The organism is Actinomadura alba, assembly GCF_014323705.1.
Taxonomy (GTDB): Bacteria; Actinomycetota; Actinomycetes; order Streptosporangiales; family Streptosporangiaceae; genus Actinomadura_C; species Actinomadura_C alba.
This window is the reverse complement of record NZ_JABVEC010000020.1, coordinates 27,089-45,584: the sequence shown is the minus strand read 5'-3', so window position 1 is coordinate 45,584 and position 18,496 is coordinate 27,089. Positions and strand designations below refer to the sequence as shown.

Here is an 18,496-nt window from a genome sequence, read left to right as displayed (position 1 = left end):
CAGGTGGTCTCCCAGAAACACGGCCGGCTCGCGATCCTGCAGTCCGCTGAGGAGAAATCGATCTGGAAGCGGATCATCAGCCGGCTCGAGCTGTCTTTCACCGAGACGTTCCTGGCCACCGAATGGCGTGATGTGGTGCTCGGCCAGGCGGTGGCGGACGCCGACGGCTATCTCGCGGCCAAGCGGCCCGGGCGGGGACGGGCCCTCGGCCACCTGCAGAAGGCGCAGGTCTGGCAGGCGATCGACGAGTTCACCTCCGAACTCGCCTCGCGCAAGCTTTGGACGTACGACTCGATCTGTGTGGAAGCGGCCAGAATCCTCGCGGAGTCGCCGTCCAAGCCGTACGGCCACGTGGTGGTCGACGAGGCGCAGGACCTGCACCCGGTTCGATGGAGGCTGCTGCGCGCGGCCGTGTCCGAAGGGCCGGATGATCTGTTCATCGCGGGTGACACCCACCAGCGGATCTACGGCGCCACGGTGTCGCTGCGCAGCCTCGGCATCCGGGTCGCCGGCCGGTCGTCTCGGCTGACGATCAACTACCGGACGACAGCGGAGATCCTCGGGTGGAGCCTCGGGCTGCTCGCCGGCCAGCGGGTCGACGACATGGACGAGGGCCTGGAGTCGCTGAGCGGATGCCGCTCCGATGTGCACGGGTCGCCGCCGAGGACGGCGGCGTACGCGACGAAGGCCCGCGAGATGGACGAGCTGGCGGCGCGGGTCCGGACCTGGCTCGACTCGGGGGTCGCACCCGCCGAGGTGGGGGTCGCCGCCCGGTCCAACACGCTGGTCGATGACGCCGTCACTGCTCTCAGGCGAGTGGGGATCGCCGCCGGCTCACTGGCCCAAGTGCTGCCTGGCGATGCCGTACGGGTCGGCACCATGCACCGCATGAAGGGGCTGGAGTTCCGCTGCGTGGCCGTCATCGGCGCCGGTGAGCACCAGATGCCGATGGCCGGCGCGGTCACGCCCGTGGAGGAGGACAAGTCCCTCCATGCCGCCGACCTGCAGCGGGAACGCTGCCTGATCTTCGTCGCCTGCACCCGGGCCAGGGAAGACCTCCACGTGTCCTGGCACGGCAACCCCAGCCCGTATCTCACCCCGCTGCTCTGAGGCGTGGGGCCGGGAAAGGTAATGAATCGAGCTTATCGGGCAACGAGGGCGGCGCCTGTTATTAGTCGATCCCGTACAGGCTCGGGCAGCGCGAACGGGCAGTGACGATGCTCGGCCGGGTGCGTCAACGTCCACGCTCTGGTGAGTTATCCACAGATGGAAAAGGGGGCTGGACCCGTGCGACGTGTGGAGTTCAGCATGGTGGAAATGCCAAACGGTCGCATCGGTGACCGAGCTGCTGGGCCGAATGCCATGGCCGAAAACCATGGCTTCCATGAAAGGATGGAAAATGCACGGAGGTCTTCTAGGCATGGGGCTTGGAACCGCCATTTACTGTACGGTGGCGCTCGCCGCCATGGCGGGAAAGGTACTCATGAGATTCAGGCGGCCGCGATGAGCCGGACCCTTTCCGTCATCGTTCCCGCGCACAACGAGGAGGCGGGGCTTCCGGCGACGCTGGAGGCCCTTCTCCGCCAGACCGTCCCTCCGGAAGAGATCATCGTGGTCGACGACGGCTCCGTCGATCGCACCGGCGAGGTGGCGCGATCCTACGGCGTCACCGTGCTGACCCCGCCACAGAACCTCGGCAGCAAGGCAAAGGCGCAGAACCACGCGCTCCCGCACTGCGAGAGCGAACTCGTGCTGGCGGTCGACGCCGACACCGTGCTCGCGCCGGACTACATAGAGAAGATCAAGCCGGTGTTCGACGATCCGGACGTGGTCGTGGCGGCCGGCAACGTCCAGACCCGTTTCAGCCGGACGCCCTGGGAACGCGGCAGATCGATCGAGTACCTCTTCGGTTTCCACTGGCACCGGCCGATTCAGAACGCGGTCAACAGCCCCATGGTCTGCTCGGGCTGCTGTTCTGTGTTCCGGCGCGAGCCGCTGGTGGCCTTCGGTGGTTTTCCCGAGCGCACCATCGTCGAGGACATGGACTACACCTGGTCGCAGCAGATCGCGGGAAGGCGGACCGTCTATGTCGCCGACGCCGTCGCGTGGGCCGCCGACCCCGAGACCCTCACCTATCTGCGCAAGCAGGTGTGGCGCTGGATGGCCGGTTTCTTTCAGAACGTCCGGCTGCATCTGCGGCCGCTGATCACCAGAAAACCCATGCTGGCGCTGTGGGTGATCGTGGCCGTGCTGGAGATCCTCACCGTGCCGCTGTGGCTGGCCGGGCCCTTCATCGCCACGATGGCGATGCATCAGCCGGTCGGCCGAACGGTGGCGTGGTGGTTCGGCGCCGAATTGATCCTGTTGGTGCCGTTGCTGGTCCACGCCGCGCGGCGACGGAGGCTGCCGGTGCTGGGGGTCCTGCTCAACATTCCCTTCGCGTATCTGACGAAGGCGGTCAACGTCTACTACGCGTGGAAGGGCCTCGTCGTCGAACTGATCCTGGTCCCGCTCCGCCTGTCCAAGGGCTTGTCCGTGTACGAGAAAGGACGTGCCCATGCGCCCGGCGAGTCACGCTGAACCGAGATCCCGGCATCTCGACGCTGGATGCTTACGGCGGGCTGCTGGGCGGGCGTGGCGTAGAACTTGGCGAGGCTGGAGGCGTCAGGGTTAGCGCCGATGCCGAGGCGCGCACCGACCGGCTGGCCGGCTGACGCGCCTCGGCGTCGACGAACTTTCCTGCGAGAAGGGCCGGGGTCACCGTCTCCGGTTTCGAGGAGCGCTTCGCCGATGGGCTTCCCTTTGGCGATTGATCACTTGCCCGGCGTGTAGGTCCGCTCGATATGGCCCTTGAGGTCCTCGGGATGGAAATAGACGGGGCGGAGGTTGCCGCTCGCGTAGCGTTCGGCCTGGTCGTTGAAGTGCGGTGAGCCGGGATGTCCGCTCGCGCCGCCCGCTGTCACCGCCCAGGCGCGCAGCTTCGGCCCGAACTCCACGACCGCCACGAAGCTGTTGCCGCTGGTGCCGTAATAGCGCTTCGTTCCCGGGTAGCGTCTCGCCCCGAACGAGGCGAGGGAGCCCCATTGCGCGGAGGTGAAAGGCACCGGGCTGCTCGGCTTGGCATCGTCGAACTGCTGGACGATCGCGCCGTCGTTGCGCTGAAAGCGGTTGATCGCGCCCCAGGGCACTTGCCAGCTGCCGAAATCTTGCGTGAGCCGCTCCGCCGCCTCCCCGAGCGCCGTGAGCCGCTGCGCATCGGTGGCACGCTCGGCCAGGTAATCCCACATCGACATGCCCGCAGCGCTGGCCGCCTGGGCCAAGGGCGCCCAGAGCGCCTCGCCCCAGAACACGGCCAGCGACGTCGCGGTCGAAGTCGCGCCCCAGCGATAGTCCCAACCGCGCAGGAGGCCGATCGGTTCGGCGAGCTTCGCCTTCTGCTGGTCGCTCTCGGGCAGCTTGTCCCACGCCGCGAGCAGGCCCGGCACGAGCCGGGCGAAGGCGGTGAGGTAGGTATCGAAGGCGGCTGCGATCAGCGTCTGCGGGGTGAAGTCGTTTCGCGCGCTCAGCACCCGGATCGCCTGCGGCCCGCGTGGGTTCTCGCCGGCCTGGTCGAAATAGCGCGGGTAATCGGCGGCCTTGGGGCTGTCCGCGCCGGCCGCGGTCCAGGGCCAGTTGTTCGTGTTGAACGTCCAGCCGTTCTTCGGATTCACCGCCTGCGGCAGGCTCTTGAGGCTGTGCAGCCCGCGCCAGTCGGTCGCCGGATCGCTGCCGTCGACGGGCTTGCGATAGTCGAAGCGGTCGTCGCGGATCGGCACGAACTGCGGCATCAGGAAGGCGATGTCGCCCTTCGAGTCCGCGAACAGCGTGTTGTTCGAGCTGTTGGCCTTGAAGTCCGCCACCTTGATGTAGCTCTTGTAATCCCGCGCCTTGGTGCGCAGATAGCTCTGCTGCAGCGCCTCGACGGGCTTGTTCATCAGCGCGAACGCCATCCACTTACCGTCCGCCTCGCGCACGATCGGGCCGTGATGGGTGGCGAAGGTGGTGAAGGTGCGCTGCGCCCGTCCGCCATCGGCCGTGCGATAGGACAACGTGATCGTCTTCGTCGTCACCGGCCGGAGCTCGTTGCCATAGCGGTAGGAGCGGGTGCCATCGGCCCCGGTCACGATCGTCTCGGCGAACTCATCGACACGATCGATGCCGCTCGTCGTGTGCATCCAGCCCGCGTGCGCGTTGAAGCCCTGGTAAATGAAGAACTGCCCCCAGGTGGCCGCGCCATAGGCGTTGAGCCCTTCGTCGCTCGTCACGTGCTGCTCGGAGCGGAAGAAGAAGCTGGTGTGCGGGTTGATCAGCAGCAGCGCATGGCCGTCCCGCGTGTGGCTCGGCGCGATGGCGAAGCCGTTCGAGCCCTTGGGCTCGCTGAACAGCAGCCCGCGTTCCGCATCGGTCATCGGCACCGCGCGCTTGCCGTAGAAGGCCTCGAGCTGGGTGAGCGGCACCCGCTCGATGTCGCCGCCGATGCTGCCTTCGGAGAAGCTCAGCGGCATCCACGGCTCGAACCGGTTGATCACGCGCGGCTGCACCTCGGGGTGCGTCGCGAGATAGTAGTTCAGCCCGTCCGCCCAGGCCTGCATCAGCCTGCGCAGCCAGGCCGGGCACTTCACATAATCCTTCTTCAGCGTCTCGGGATCGATGTACAGCCGCTGGCGCAGGTCCTGCCAGATCGCACTCTCGCCCTCGGCCTCGGCGAGGCGGCCGAGGCTGACCAGATAGTTCCTCTCGATCCGGTTGAAGTCGTCCTCGGCCTGGGCGTACATCATCCCGAACACCGCATCGGCGTCGGTCTTGCCCACCACATGCGGGATGCCCCAGTCATCGCGGGTGATCCTCACGTGCGCCGCCTGCTTGCGCCAGCGGGCGAGATCGGGCGTGCCTTGCGCGGTGGCGGCGGACGCGCTGGACGGCAGCCCCGTCGCGACGGCCGCGCCGGCGGTCAGCCCGGCTGCTCCGCCCAGGACGCGGCGCCGGCTCAGCCCTTCGTTCTGCGCGTGGCTCATGATTTGGTCCACCTTTCTCGGGGGCAACGGAAAGTGCGGGGTTCACGCGATCCGTGCGGTGGTGGGGCTTTCGGCTGTCGCGTTGGCGGTGGCCGTGGTCAGCACCGGGGTGTCCGGCGCGTCCAGCCGAGGGGCGCGGCGGCAAATAGCAAGATCACGTCCGTCACCATAGGACAAAGCGGCTCATTCCGGAACCGCCTCGACCGCGAGGACGAGGCGATCGCCACCGACCTTGCGCGGCCGTCACCCGGCGGCGATGCTCCGGACGCCGGCGATGAGCCGGTCGACGTGCTCCTCGGTGGAGCCGATGCCGATCGAGGCGCGGACGGCCCCCGTCGTGGCGTCCGCGCACCCGCCGTCGTCGACCCGCAGCAGGTGGCGGACGAACGGGTGCGCGCAGAACTTGCCGTCCCTGACGCCGACGCCGTGCTCGGCCGACAGCAGCTCCGCGACCTCGCGGGCGATGCGGCCCTCGACGGTGAACGACACGATGCCGACCCGCGGATAGTCGGGGCCCCACAGGGCCAGCTCCCGTACGCCCTCGATCGAGGCGAGCCCCGCGCGCAGGCGGGCCAGCAGCCGCTCCTCCGTCTCGACGAGCGGTGTCCACCCGGTGGCGGACAGCGCGTCGCAGGCGGCGGCGAGGGCGATGGCGCCCAGCACGTTGGGCGTGCCCGCCTCGTGCCGCGCCTCGGGGTCGTCGCTCCACTCGGTGATCTCCGCGACGGACGTCACGGCGCCGCCCCCTCGCAGGTACGGCTCCGCCCGGGCCGGCCAGTCGGCCCGGCCGACCAGCGCGCCCGCGCCGAAGGGAGCGTAGAGCTTGTGCCCGGAGAAGACGACGTAGTCGAGGCCGAGCGCGGCGAGGTTGAGCGGGCGGTGCGGCACGAGCTGGGCGGCGTCGGCCAGAATCCGGGCGCCGTGCCGGTGGGCTACGTGGGCCAGCCCGGCGATCGGCCACAGCTCGCCGGTGACGTTGGAGGCCGCGGTGACGACGAGCAGGGTCGGCCCGGTGATGGTCGCCAGCGCCTGGTCGGCGGCCAGGATCGCCGCGCCGGGGGAGGTGGGCGGCGCCAGCCGTACGGTCTTGGGCCAGGGCAGCAGCGAGGCGTGGTGCTCGGTGTCGAAGACCACGACCGTGGTGCCCTCGGGCAGGCAGCGGGCCAGCAGGTTCGTGGCGTCGGTGGTGTTGCGGGTGAAGATCAGTGCGTCATCGGGGCGGGCTCCGACGAAGGCCCGTACGGTGTGCCTGGCCTGTTCGTACCTCGCGGTGGTGAGCTGCGAGGCGTAGCCCGCGCCTCGGTGGACGCTCGAGTAGGCCGGGAGCGCGGCGGCGACGGCGGCGCTCACCGGCTCCAAACAGGGCGCGCTCGCGGCGTAGTCGAGATTGGCGTAGCGGACGAGCCCGCCGCCCTTGAGCGGCACTTCGAGGTCGGCGCCCAGCACCAAGGGGATCTCGTCCCGCCGTGCCCGGAGCGGGGTCTTGTCGATGGTGGCCTTCGCGACGGCGGGGATGATGGTGGACAACGCCGACCCTCCTGGGGAGTCCTGGGACCCCTGCCATGACGTCGTGCGGCGGGGCCCGCGCTTGCCCGGCACACCTCGTGCCGGACCTGGTCCTCACCCGGGGCACCCCGCCGCGAGCGCGAGGGTTGCCGGCCAGCGAGCCGGGGCTTGGCGCTGGCACTCATGACCTGGCCCGAACTTAACCAGACGACGGGGTGTATTCGCAAACCCGGCTAGAGCCAGCCCCGGCGGGTGGCTTGGACGCCGGCCTGGAAGCGGTTGTCGGCACCCAGCAGATCGAGCAGATGTTTCATGCGGCGGCGCATGGTCCGGGTGCTCATCCCGAGCTGGCGGGCGATCGCATCGTCCTTCAGACCGGCGAGCAGCAGGGCCAGCAGCCGCCGGTCGTCCTTGGCGAGCGGGGACTCGGGGGAGCCGCCCAAAGGAGCGGCCCGCTCCCAGGTGAACTCGAAGAACTGGATGAAGGCGTCCAGCAATGCCGAGGGATGGACCAGTACGGCCTCGGTGCCGGCCTGCTCCAGCTGGACCGACACCAGTGCGGCGTCAGCGTCGGCGATGGCCAGCTTCACCGGGATGCCGGCCGCCACCCGCGCCTGTTCTCCCAGCGCCTCCAGCGCGTGGATCTCATCGAGCGCACTCGGCAGCGCGAGCGATTCCGGCGCGTACACCGCCCGCCAGCGCACGCCACGCTGGAGCGCGGTCGGCTCGACCGGATTGGTGGTGTCCAGCGCGTAGGGAGGCCGGTCCAGCATGCGCATGTCTCTGCGGACCCCGTGCTGCAGCCGCATGAACCTGCGGGCCACCTCGTCCCGCCCGGTGACCATTTCCACGGCGCCGGCGTGACCGGCGCGCTCCCGGCGGAACAGCACGGCCATTTCGGTGGCCGCCCTGCGTAGCCGGGCCAGGTCCTGCTCCTGGTCCCGGATGAGAGCGTCCAGTGCCACATCCGGCTCGGCAGCGGCATAGCGTCGCGGGCGGCCGGACAGCCGGCTCACCAGACCCCGGGCACGCAGCCGGTCCAGCGCTCTGACCAGCCGGTCCGGTCCGCATCCAAGCCTCAGCGCCAGCTCCTGCACGGTGGACTCGGGGCCGGCCAGCAGTTCCCGGTACGCGGTCTCGTCGAAGGCGGTCACATCCAGCGGTGCCAAAATCCGGCCGTCCTGAACCATCTCCGCATCGTGTCCGGTATGTGCCAGGGTCCGCAATGAGCCACATATAACTGTTGATCACTCTTGTCACAACAGGCCACCCTGAGTCGGTGATGATCAAGAACCGAGGGCTGCGCTCGATGGTGGCCGCGGCGCTCCTCGCCGCGCTCATCCCTGCACTCAGTGGCCCCGCCCACGCCGAACCGTCAGACCCCGATCAGCGGGTCATCATCGAACTCGACACCGCACCCGGCGCGCGTGCCGCTCAGCTGGACCTGAGCGGTAGCGCGCGCAAGGCCGGCGTCGCCCTACGCACTACCCGGCGGTTCTCCCGGCTGGTCTCGGCGGTCGCCGCGACCGTGCCCGCCCGGCAGCTCGGCAAGGTCCGCGCCCTGCCCGGCGTGAAGGCCGTCCATCCCGACCTCCCGATGAAGGCCACCACCGACGAGAACATCTCGCTGATCGGCGCACCTGACCTGTGGCGGCGCAAGGACCCGGCGGGCCACGACGTCACCGGCTCCGGCGTGACCGTGGCCGTCCTCGACACCGGCGTCGACGCCACCCACCCCGACCTGGCCGGCAAGGTGGTCGGCGGTCACGACTTCGTCAACGGCGACAGCGATCCGACCGACGACAACGCCCACGGCACCCACGTCGCGGGCATCATCGCGCAGACGGCTCCCGGCGCCTCACTGACCTCGTACAAGGTCCTCGACGCGGGCGGCGGCGGCTACGAGTCCGACATCATCGCCGGGCTGGAGGCCGCCGTCGATCCGGCGAACCCGCACCGCGCCGACGTCGTCAACATGAGTCTCGGCGGCCCCGGCGACGGCACCGACCCGCTCGGACAGGCCGCCACCCGCGCCGCCGAGTCCGGCGTGGCCGTCATCGCCGCGGCCGGCAATTCCGGCCCGGGAGCGGAGACGATCGGCACCCCGGCCGCCGCCGACGGAGTGGTGGCCGTCGGAGCCTCCTTCAGCGGCATCCGGATGCCGGCCGCGCGGCTGGCCAAGACCGGCGAGGAGCTCCAGACCACCCGTGTCCTCTATTCGGCGAGCCCGCCCGCCAAGCCCCTCACCGGCACACTCGTCGACGTGGGGCAGGGCGAACCCGCCGACTTCGACCGCGTCGGGGACGTCCGCGGCAAGGTCGTCGCCTACTCCGGCTTCCCCGACCAGCCGAGCTGGTACGACATCCTGCGCGCCCGGGAGGCCGAGAAGCGCGGCGCCATCGCGGCGCTGATGTACTCCGGCGGCTCCGCCGGACCACAGGTCACCGCGCGGAGCGGCGCCCAGCCGGCCACGCCCTCGACCCTCGCCTCCGGCGACGACCTGCGCATGGACAAGATCGTCGTACTGGGAGTGGAGGAGACCCAGTGGGCCGCGCTGGGCCGGCTGTCCGCACCGGGCAAGGTTCAGATCACCGTCACCGGCAAGGACGTCACCGACCAGATCGCGGACTTCAGCTCACGCGGCCCGACCAGCCGGTACACGCTCAAGCCCGATGTGGTCGCACCAGGCGTCGAGATCCGTTCGAGCGTACCGAAGAGCCTGTGGGACCACGGCGAGTACCGGATGTCCGGCACCAGCATGGCCTCCCCGCACGTGGCGGGTGCCGCCGCGCTGCTGCGCCAGCTCGGCACAAAGAACATCCAGGCCGCCCTCATCGGTACCGCCAAGCCGCTGACCGGCACCGGCCCGGCGACTCAGGGCGCCGGCCGGCTCGACGTGACCGCCGCCGCGGACGCGTCCGTCACCGCGCAGCCCCCGACCATCTCGTTCGGCCTGGCCGACCTGCGCGACCGCACCACGACGGTCAAGGCCACCATCACGCTCACCAACCGGGGACGCAAACCCTTCAAGGCGCGGCTCGGCGTCACCGCCGCACCCGGCAGCCCCGGCCAGGTCCGGGTCACTCCGGATAGAACGACCGTGCCCGCCGGCGGCACGGCGACCGTCACCGTCACCGCCACCGCGGTCCGCCCCGACACCGACGCGGATCTCAGCGGTTGGGTGACGGTGGCCGGCGGGCCGCGCGTGCCGTACCTGCTCGTGCTCCGGCCGCTGCTGCTGCGCACCACCCCGGATCCGAGCGACGGGAACTCCGAGGTGTTCGCCTATGCCCCGGCGGCGCTGAACGCGCCACCGGTCGTCACGGTGACCGCCCCGGACGGGCGGCGCACCGACGTGAGCGCCACCCTCGACCACGACCGCTGGTACCGGGCCCCGGTCACCGGGAGCAAGCCCGGCACGTACAAAGTCGAGGCGAGCGCCACCACGACCGGAGGGCGGCGGCTCAGCGGTACCACTGCTTTCGAGGTGATCCCGCCGACGACGGGCGACAGCCGCTGGCAGCCGACGGGACCGAACGGACAGGCCGGCCTGCTCGCGCGCTCAGCGGCCGCACCCGACCAGCTCGTCCTCACGCAGGACGGTAAGGCGGGGATCTGGCTCACCACCGACCAGGGCCGCCAATGGCGGCAGCTCAACCGCCTGCCGGTGGCCGGCGGCACCGGCACCGTCGTGGTCGACCAGCGCGATCCCGAGCGGATGTGGTTCGCCGTGAACGGCCGATCCGAGGCTTCGTCACCTGTGGCCTTCGACCCCACCTACGAAGGCAAGGTGCTGTCCACCGAGGATGCCGGGCGGACCTGGCGTACCCTGCCGTTCCCCAACATCCACGTGGACGCGCTGGTGTCGGACGGCGACGCGCTGGTCGCGGTGACCGCCGGCGGGGTCGTCAGCAGCGATGACGGGGGCGAGCACTGGACCACGCATGCGGCGACGCTGCCCAGGGGCATCACCGGAGCCGCCCTCACCGGCGGCGACCTGTACATGAGCGCGTACGGCGGCGTCTGGGCGATACGCGACGTGACCGGCGACGATCTCGCGCCCGCCAAGCAGGTGTTGCAGACGACCGGCTATTCGGGCACGGTCGGCGTGGCGGCGGACACCGAGCTTGTGGTGACGGCGACCTCCGACGGCATCGTGCACGGATCCCGAGACGGCGGCCGTTCGTGGACGGTGCTGTACGAAACACCGTCCAACGACAAGTACGTCTTCTCGGTGCGGATGGTCGGCGAAAACGTCTATGCGGGCGGCTTTCAACAGGATCGCATCGGCCGCGACCACGGTGCCGAATGGAGTGCGCTGCCCAAGCCGGCCAGGGGCCCGGCCGACGCCGACTTCGGCGAGCTCGGGAACGCCACGCTGGTGTCGGCCGGCAACGCCGGGCTCTACGCGACCCGAGATGACGGCGCCCACTACGACCGCATCGGTGTACAGGGCACCTCCGTGTACGCGCTGGCGGTGGGGAAAAGGACGGACGGCACGAGCGCACTGGTCGCGGGTACGGACACCGAAACCCATCTGACCTCACTGCCGACCGGACCGAGCGTGAACCCGGAGTGGGGCGGCAACTCCAGTGAAGGGGGTATCGGCACCGCGGTCCGGCAGATCGCGGCCTCGCCGTCTGACCCGCGTCTGCTGTGGAAGGTGCGCACAGACGCCTGGGGCGGACTCAGGTTGTCGCGATCCGCCGACGGCGGCGTGAGCTGGTCCGACGTCACCACCGCGCCCGAGGCGCCGACCGCCCTGATGGTGCACCCGGCCGATCCCCGGCACGTTTCCATTGGATTCGCCAGCCCCGTGGGCAGCGGACTGTACGTCACCAGGGACGGCGGGCAGACCTGGCGCAGGTACTACCTGGGGCACAAGATCGACGCACTGGCGGGCGACCCGCGCGACGGAGACCGCGTGTGGGTCGGCACCCCGGACGGCCTCTACCGATCCGAGGACGGAGGTGCGCACATCGCCAAGGTCACCGACGGCGCGGTGTCGGCGATCACGATTGCCCCCCGGCGACCGCGGCAGATCGTGACCGCAGGCGCCACGTTCAGCCGGAGCACCGACGGCGGCCGCACGTTCCGCAACGGTGAGACCTCGCCTCTGGGACTGCTCGTGTCGTCGCTCGTGGTGTCGCCGCGCGACCCCGACGTACTGTTCGCGGGCACCACCGCGCACTGGGCGAACGGGTTGCGCCTCGGTGGGAGGGGCGTGCTGCGCTCCGCCGATGGAGGACGAACCTGGACGAACATCTCATCCGGCCTGCAGAACACGTCGGTGATGAGCCTGGCCGTCAGCCCGGACGGCAGCTGGCTGTACGCGGGCACCGAGCAGGGCGGAGTGCACCGCTCCCGCCTGTGAGAGGGCACCCCGGGCCCCGCGGGATCGCCTGATCCCGTGGGGCCCTCGAGCTTCGGCAGGCTGGGGGAGGAGTTCCAGGTGGTCCGGATCGTGGAAGGACAGGCAGTACGCGCCTCAGCCTGTGGACTGCCAGTACCAGGCTGTACGGGTGGAGCCGGGATGACCAGGCTGGCGTTTCCGCGGAAACGTGTTGCCGCTTCGCCGGGTCCGACCGGATGATCGTGCCGTCTTTCGCATCTGGGCATGAAGGGATGGGAATCGGCGTAAGGTGTGATCGTTTTGGCCATCGACCTCTCCTGGAGGACCGTTGACGACGCCGGACTTCTCGGCCGCGGGGATCGACATCAACGTCCCGCAGGAAGCGCGGGTCTACGACTACTGGTTGGGCGGTAAGGACAACTTCGCCGCCGATCGAGCGCTGGGCGATGCGATGGTGCGGGCGATCCCGACCCTGCCGGAGATGGCCCGAGCGAACCGCGCGTTCATGGAGCGCGCCGCCCGCTATCTGGTGAAGGAGGCGGGCATCCGGCAGTTCATTGACATCGGCACGGGGATTCCGACCTCGCCGAATCTGCATGAGGTCACTCAGCAGATCGCGCCGGAGACACGTGTGCTTTACGTCGACAACGACCCGATCGTGCTCACCCACGCACGCGCGCTGATGGCGAGTGAACCGGCCGGTAAGACCGACTTCGTCATGGCCGACCTGCGGGAGCCCGAGGCGCTGCTCTCTCACCCGGCCCTCAGGCAGACCCTCGATCTCGGGCAGCCCGTGGCCCTGATGTTGGTGGCGATCCTGATGTACTTCCAAGACAGCGACGATCCGCAGGCGATGGTGTCCACCCTGCTCGACGCGCTGCCGTCCGGGAGCTATCTGACGATCACCCATCCGACGGCCGACTTCGCTCCCGCGCAGCTCGCCGCCGCCGTGGAGGCCGCGGCACAGGCCGGGATCACTCTGGTCCCGCGCAGCCAGGCCGAGGTCGAGCGTTTCTTCTCCGGGCTCGACCTCGTCGAGCCCGGAGTGGTGCCGCTGCTGGCCTGGCATCCCGACCGGACCGTCGAGGATCCGCGCAGCGCCTACTACTACGCCGGAACCGGCCGCAAACCCTGACGCGCCGATCAAGCCGAGGCCGAAGTCCAGATCGAACGAGCGCGCGTTCTCTCGACGCGGCGATCGAAGCCGGCAACGCCCGCTACGTGGTGGACAAGCTGCGAGCTCTTCTCGCCGAGGCCAAGTGACGGAGACGGCTTCCACGGCCCCGAGCAATGGGAGGACGATCTCCGGAGGCAGACCGTCCTCGAACGACTGGGCTGGCGTTTCTGGCGAGTGCGCGGCAGCGTGTATTACCGGGACCCCGAAGCCGCGATGGCGAACCTCTGGCCGCTGCTCGATGAGCTCGGCATCCATCCAGGCGAGGACGATGCACCTGAGCCACCCGCCCCGGCCACGGCGCCGCCGCAGCCGATGTGATCTTGCAGTTGTTCGCGTACCCCTGCGAGCGCGAACAACTGCAAGATCACGGCGGGGAGAGTGGGCCGATCGCCGAGGGGTTGGAGTGGCTGTGTCGCGTCGCGAGCCCCATCCCCGCATACGTCGTCTCTGGCAGCTTCGGCGTCCTCGTTCATGCAGCCGTGGCGGGGGGCCCGGCGGCCATGTGGTCACTCGCTGCGGCGCGCTGGCCGGTTTCGCCGCAGGGCGGATACTCAGAGTGAGTTGACGCGTACAGTTCGGATGGAGTTCAATGGGGGCCATCGCCCCACTCGCCTAGGCTGGTGGGAGCAGGCCCCGTCCAGCGGACGGGGCCTTGCGTTTTTCTCACCACTTCACTGGGCGCCTTACCTGACCGTGCTGATCGCGCATCGTGTCGGGAAACTGGCAGTCGCGGAGCGCCCCTGGCCGGATCTGCTTGAAGAACGTCGGTGTCGTCCGTTCCAGCGCCACGCTGCGTTTGTATGGCGGGTGCGGGTTGGCGATTCCCACCGGCAGGCCGAGTTCGTGGCAGACGAGCCGTATGGGCTCGGCCAGGTCGGCGTCGTTGGTGATCACGAGAGCGGTTTCGAAATTCCGTCGGAACGCGTCGGCGAGCAAGTAGGTCGCCAGGTTGACATCGGATCCCTTTTCCTCCGTTTTGATCACTTTGACCGTGCACGGACCCTGTGCAGGAGGGTTGGCCAGGCGCATCCGGGTCGTCGTCTCCTGGAAGCGCCCCAGGTGGAGGTCAAGGTGAGGAATCGTTGCAAGGGCGCGCAGATAGTATTGCTGGCGGTTGTGCCTTTGTGGGTCGTCGGGGCGTCTGCCGATCTGCGCGGTGAAGTAGCGGATGCGATGGATCCGATCACGGGGCAGGAGTCGGCGGGAGAGCGCGTCGAGGTCCAGCCACTTGTAGGGCGTGCCCTTGAGGCAGCCGTAGTAGAGGTTGAACCCGTCGACGTAGACGTTGACCAGCATTGGGTGATGATAGCGTCACGCAGCGTTAAAGCCGGGCTGGCGGCGGCGGCTCGACTGGGCGCCTGCGGGCTTCAAGCCCTACCGGCACCAGGCGCAGGCGTTCGAGCGGCTCAGCACCCGCCGTACGGCCGCGCAGCCGACGCTGATCACGACCGGGACCGGTTCCGGTGAGACGGAATCGTTCCTGATCCCGGTGCTCGACCACTGCCGCCGCGAGCGGGCTAAGGACCAGGTCGGCGTCAAGGCGGTCCTGCTGTTTCCGATGAACGCCCTCGCCACCGACCAGGCGCAGCGTCTCAACGGCTACCTGATCGCTGGTCCGTTCTCGGCCGAGCGCAAGGACGAAGGACCGCCGTCGGTAGTCAGCCGTGGTGAATCAAAGCGGCGAGCTCGGCGCGGTTGCTGGTCCCGAGTTTGGCGCCGGCTCGGTAGAGGTGGCCTTCCACGGTTCGTACGGAGACGACCAGCCGGTCGGCGATTTCTCGGTTGGACAGGCTGTGGGCGGCCAGCGTGACGACCTCGCGCTCTCGCGTGGTGAGCGGCAGCGGCCGGGCCGCGGCTGTCAACGCCGGCGTGCGGGCGCCGTCGCATGCTTCGGCGAGCCGATGGGCGCGGGCGCTCGCCGCCGTGGACACCGTCTTCTGGTCGCGTCGTGTGTGGGCTACGGCCGCCTGCGCGGCGGCGTCGGCGGCGGCCAGGAGGTCGCCCATCTGCTCGAGCTGAATGGAGGCGGCCCGGAGGGCGTCACCGTCGTCGGCGGCCAGTGCGGCGGCCTGTGCCGCAGCGGCTGGTGCCCGGGGACCGGCCACCCGGGTGGCCAGGTCGGCGAGCCGGCCGGCGACCGAACCGTCGCCGAAACAGACGGCGGTGTGCAGTGCCAGGACCTCGTGTGCGAGCTGCCCACGGGCGGCGGCCACCTCCGCCGCCTCATGCGCGAGCCGGACCGCCTCGCTCACCACGCCCTCGGCGGCGGCGACCCATGCCCGAGTCAACAGCATCTCCGGTTCCAGGATCAGCAGCGCGGGATGCCACGCGTCCCAGAGCTCCGCCAGAGCCCGCCGGGCGCCCGCGACGTCACCGGAAACGGCGAGCGCTCGGGTGGTCGAGAATAGGCAGAAGTACAGGAAGCCGCCGGCGTTGCCGGGCCCTTCCATGCCGACGCGGGCCTCGCGGAGGAGGCGCAGAGCGACGTTCACCTGACCCCGGGCGAGTTCCGCGTCTCCCACCACCGCACTTGAGAGTTCGGTCCCGAACGCCAGGCCGTTGGATGCCTCGCGGCATTCGAGCGCGACGGTGAGCGCTTCGCACAGGTGGCCGGCCAGGCGCAGCCCGAGCATGTGCCATCCGGCCAGGGGGACACGCAGGAACGCGAGCTCGGTCGATCGGGCAGCCGCCGTGTGGCCGCGAGCGGCAGCCTGGTTGAGTTCGTCGACGCGGCCCAGGGTGGCGAACGCGGCCACCATCCCGCAGCTCGCGAGCACCACGGACTCGTCGGGGAGTTCCGGCTCGGCCAGTGCCGTGGCGGCAGCCTGTACGGCACGCTCCGGCCGGCCCAGGCATGATTCCAGGTAGGCCCGCACCGCAGTGAGGTGCACCCGGTCGGCGTCCGCGCTGACCCGCTTCTCGGCGGTCTCCAGAACGGCTTCCGCCTCGTCCGGCCGGCCGGCCAGCAGCGCCAGATGGAGCACCTGGTTCACCGTGGCCCTGACCAGCTCGGCCGCGTTGCTGGCCAGTGCGGTGAGTGCGGCCATCTCGGCCTTGATGTCCGGGTGGCGGCCCAACCCGCCGACGGCCGACACGACCGTCATCTGGGCTTGGAAACCACCGCCCGCGGCGACCGCGGCCCGCCCGATCCGCTCGGCCAGATACAGGTCACAGAGCTGGACGGCGCGTCCGGCGGCCTCGGTGAGCAGTACCGGGTCGGGTTCGAGATCGGAGTCCAGGCTGAGTACGGCGCGACGCAACGTGTCGTCGGCGTCTCCACCGCCGGTGTTCGCCAAGGCGGTCGCGATGTGGCCCCGCAGCCGGCGGGCCCGCAGCATGCCCATGCCCGCGCGCCGTACCTCGCCGTACAGTGGATGGGTCAGCCGGGCCCGCAGCGCCGGGCCGTCCCGCTCCACGCTCACCAATCCGCGTGCTTCGGCCTCCTCCACCGCGGCGGCATCCGTGAGTTCGGTCAAGAGGCCGGCACCCAGCGGCTCGCCGAGGGCGAGCACGTCCACCACGTTGCGCACCTGCTCGGACAGCCGGCCCATCCGGGCCTCGACCAGTTCCGTCAACCCCGGCGAGACCGTGACACCGCCCGGCCAGCGCCACACTCCGCCCACCGAATGGAGCCGGCCCGATTCCAGTTCCCCGTCGACCAGATGCCGCAGGTAAAGTGCGTTTCCCCTGGTCAGTGCGGACATGCGCACGATGCTGGCGCTGTCCACCGGCCCGTCCAACACAGCCTCGAGCAGCGCCCCGGTCTCCGGCACCGAGAGCGGCTGGACCTCCAGCCGTGTCAGGTGTCCGTCCTTCCACAACGCGCTCACCGCATCTGGCGCCGGCTCGCGGGTGCGCATGGTGACGATCATGGTGACCGCCTTGTGCAGCACCAACTGGTGCACCAGCAATGCGGACACCTCGTCAAGGAGGTGCGCGTCGTCCACGCCCACCATGACGCCGGCGCGACCCGTGCCCGCGAGCAGCGAGTCGATGCCCTGGCGCAGGAGCCGGGCCGGGTCATCACCGACGGTTCCGAGCAGCCCCGCGAACGCTCCGAGCGGCAGGCCTCGCGCCGAGGTCGTCGCGGCCACCCATCGGGTCGCCATGCCTCGCCGGCCTGCTCTGGCCAGAATCTCCTGAGCCAACCGGGTCTTGCCGACCCCGGACGCCCCCGCCAGCACCACGCCTTTCGGCCCGCCGCCCTGCCACGTCGCCTGGTCGATGAGGCGTAGTTCCTCGACGCGGCCGGTCAACGGCCAAACCCGGCCCACGCCCGGGATCGTACACACCAGCACATGGGAGCTTCCATCTGGGGACGAGGCCGCCCGTCCGCCTACGACAGGTAGTCGACTACTCGTGACCGCGACGTCCCGATCGTGCTGAAGTCCTTGCTGTCCGAGTGGACCCGCGGGACGAACCCGGTCCAGTCCCCCGCCGTCACACCCACATAGGCGCACGTACGAAGGGACGACTCGTGAAGCTCTTCAGCAAGATGGCACACGCCGCGATTCTCGGCAGTGCTCTGGCATTGGTCGTGGCGTGTGGAGGCGGTGATTCCGGTTCGGTGAGTCTTCCCGGTAAGGGAGGTGTTCCCAGTGCGGGAGGCGCCGGTGCGGAAGGCCCCGAAGACAGCGAGAGTTGCAAGCGCCTCACCAAGGAGGAGGTCGCTGAGGCCATCGGCCCGAATGACGGCGGCAAGCACGACTACACATTCGGCGGATGCGTCTGGACGGCGACCTCCGCCAAGGAGGGCGCACCCGAGGGCTTCACCGAGGCGATCTTCGCCTCCGTACTGCCCAAGGACCAGTACGAGTCCGTAGCCGAGATCGGGGAGCCGGTGAGCGGATTGGCCGACGGCGCCACCTACTCCGCCAACCACGGCGAGCTGTGGTTCCCCTGCCGTAGTGGCGACTTCTGCGGGATCAAGGTGAGAACCGCAAGCTCGGACGATCGCCAGGAGACCGCGATTCGACTGGGCAAGCTCCTTCAGAGCCGTCTATAGGTGAGCCGCGTTCATCGCGCTGATCGGTGAAATCGGTCTTCCACCAGAAGATCCGGGTGTGGGACCTCGATACCGGCGCCCGCCTTCGCGTGCTGGGCAGGCAGGCGGAGGAGGCCTGGGGCATCGGGATCAGCGAGAACGGCCGCATCGTCACTGCACTCGACGGCGACGGCGTCACCCTTGTCTGGGAGCTGGACTGGGAGTACGACTTCGCCTGAGGAGCATCGTGAGCGACAAAACGGCGGTCACGCGACGTGCCCAGCGCGGCGCGCCCATGGTGGCGGCGGTGGTGTGCGCAGCGCTGTCGCGTCGGGGGGATGCCTGGCTGATCTCCTGGGTCGCTGGGGAGTTGTAGGCGGCAGGTACACCGGTGCGTCGGTGGCGGGTCGGCCACCGACGCA

Annotated in this window: 13 protein-coding genes, 1 pseudogene and 1 riboswitch; of the genes and pseudogenes, 9 read left to right on the top strand and 5 right to left on the bottom strand. The window is 69.7% G+C overall.

Features of this window, described 5'->3' with window-relative positions; translation table 11 throughout:
- Positions 1-3: 3 nt before the first annotated feature.
- Both HKK74_RS24495 and HKK74_RS24490 read left to right on the top strand, forming a co-directional pair.
- Entirely contained in the window at positions 4-1,110 is a 1,107-nt protein-coding gene (locus HKK74_RS24495; protein ID WP_312881718.1) for a 3'-5' exonuclease, read from the top strand.
- 198 nt (positions 1,111-1,308) lie between these two features.
- Entirely contained in the window at positions 1,309-2,580 is a 1,272-nt protein-coding gene (locus tag HKK74_RS24490; RefSeq protein WP_222722686.1) for a glycosyltransferase family 2 protein, read from the top strand.
- A 233-nt stretch (positions 2,581-2,813) separates the two neighbouring features.
- Here the strand turns inward: HKK74_RS24490 and HKK74_RS24485 are convergent, their stop codons facing one another.
- The 3 genes from HKK74_RS24485 to HKK74_RS24475 all read right to left on the bottom strand — a co-directional run bounded on the left by HKK74_RS24485 (position 2,814) and on the right by HKK74_RS24475 (position 7,750).
- On the bottom strand, positions 2,814-5,054 hold the full coding sequence (locus tag HKK74_RS24485) for a penicillin acylase family protein (protein ID WP_187245683.1): 2,241 nt from the start codon (positions 5,052-5,054) through the stop codon (positions 2,814-2,816).
- Between the two features lie 243 nt (positions 5,055-5,297).
- Positions 5,298-6,545 (bottom strand): aminotransferase class V-fold PLP-dependent enzyme, encoded by a 1,248-nt coding sequence (locus tag HKK74_RS24480; protein WP_376771553.1) that lies wholly within the window; start codon positions 6,543-6,545, stop codon positions 5,298-5,300.
- Positions 6,546-6,633: 88 nt separating this feature from the next.
- Positions 6,634-6,749: riboswitch (SAM riboswitch) on the bottom strand.
- A 44-nt stretch (positions 6,750-6,793) separates the two neighbouring features.
- Positions 6,794-7,750: a helix-turn-helix domain-containing protein gene (locus HKK74_RS24475; protein ID WP_187245682.1), complete on the bottom strand. Its 957-nt coding sequence runs from the start codon at positions 7,748-7,750 to the stop codon at positions 6,794-6,796.
- 92 nt (positions 7,751-7,842) lie between these two features.
- On the opposite strand from HKK74_RS24475, the gene HKK74_RS24470 reads away from it, so the two are divergent.
- From HKK74_RS24470 to HKK74_RS41980, 3 genes are all read left to right on the top strand, one after another.
- Positions 7,843-11,934: a S8 family serine peptidase gene (locus tag HKK74_RS24470; protein ID WP_281397999.1), complete on the top strand. Its 4,092-nt coding sequence runs from the start codon at positions 7,843-7,845 to the stop codon at positions 11,932-11,934.
- Between the two features lie 307 nt (positions 11,935-12,241).
- A complete protein-coding gene (locus HKK74_RS24465; protein ID WP_187245680.1) occupies positions 12,242-13,048 on the top strand; it encodes an SAM-dependent methyltransferase in 807 nt (268 codons plus the stop codon).
- Positions 13,049-13,078: 30 nt separating this feature from the next.
- On the top strand, positions 13,079-13,408 hold the full coding sequence (locus tag HKK74_RS41980; protein WP_187245767.1) for a PDDEXK-like endonuclease domain-containing protein: 330 nt from the start codon (positions 13,079-13,081) through the stop codon (positions 13,406-13,408).
- A 345-nt stretch (positions 13,409-13,753) separates the two neighbouring features.
- On the opposite strand, the gene HKK74_RS24455 is transcribed toward HKK74_RS41980, so the two are convergent.
- Complete coding sequence (locus HKK74_RS24455) at positions 13,754-14,386, bottom strand: NYN domain-containing protein (protein ID WP_187245679.1); 633 nt, start codon at positions 14,384-14,386, stop codon at positions 13,754-13,756.
- Between the two features lie 94 nt (positions 14,387-14,480).
- On the opposite strand from HKK74_RS24455, the pseudogene HKK74_RS41025 reads away from it, so the two are divergent.
- A pseudogene (locus HKK74_RS41025) lies at positions 14,481-14,687 on the top strand (DEAD/DEAH box helicase); the annotation flags it as partial.
- Positions 14,688-14,748: 61 nt separating this feature from the next.
- On the opposite strand, the gene HKK74_RS41555 reads toward HKK74_RS41025, so the two are convergent.
- A complete protein-coding gene (locus tag HKK74_RS41555; protein WP_187245678.1) occupies positions 14,749-17,364 on the bottom strand; it encodes a helix-turn-helix transcriptional regulator in 2,616 nt (871 codons plus the stop codon).
- Positions 17,365-17,567: 203 nt separating this feature from the next.
- On the opposite strand from HKK74_RS41555, the gene HKK74_RS24440 reads away from it, so the two are divergent.
- Genes HKK74_RS24440 through HKK74_RS41020 form a run of 3 tightly spaced genes read left to right on the top strand, consistent with a single transcriptional unit; the run spans position 17,568 to position 18,450 of the window.
- A complete protein-coding gene (locus tag HKK74_RS24440) occupies positions 17,568-18,095 on the top strand; it encodes a hypothetical protein (protein WP_187245677.1) in 528 nt (175 codons plus the stop codon).
- A 26-nt stretch (positions 18,096-18,121) separates the two neighbouring features.
- The gene (locus HKK74_RS24435) at positions 18,122-18,313 is read left to right on the top strand and encodes a hypothetical protein (RefSeq protein WP_187245676.1); all 192 of its coding nucleotides are present in this window, start codon (positions 18,122-18,124) and stop codon (positions 18,311-18,313) included.
- A gap of 8 nt (positions 18,314-18,321) precedes the next feature.
- Positions 18,322-18,450, top strand: a complete 129-nt coding sequence (locus tag HKK74_RS41020; protein ID WP_281397996.1) for a hypothetical protein — start codon at positions 18,322-18,324, stop codon at positions 18,448-18,450.
- Positions 18,451-18,496 lie beyond the last annotated feature (46 nt).

Coding starts and splice junctions, on each gene's coding strand:
- HKK74_RS24470 (WP_281397999.1), top strand. CDS start 7,843: ATGATCAAGAACCGAGGGCTGCGCTCGATGGTGGCCGCGGCGCTCCTC.
- HKK74_RS24455 (WP_187245679.1), bottom strand. CDS start 14,386: ATGCTGGTCAACGTCTACGTCGACGGGTTCAACCTCTACTACGGCTGC.
- HKK74_RS24490 (WP_222722686.1), top strand. CDS start 1,309: ATGGTGGAAATGCCAAACGGTCGCATCGGTGACCGAGCTGCTGGGCCG.
- HKK74_RS24485 (WP_187245683.1), bottom strand. CDS start 5,054: ATGAGCCACGCGCAGAACGAAGGGCTGAGCCGGCGCCGCGTCCTGGGC.
- HKK74_RS24475 (WP_187245682.1), bottom strand. CDS start 7,750: ATGGTTCAGGACGGCCGGATTTTGGCACCGCTGGATGTGACCGCCTTC.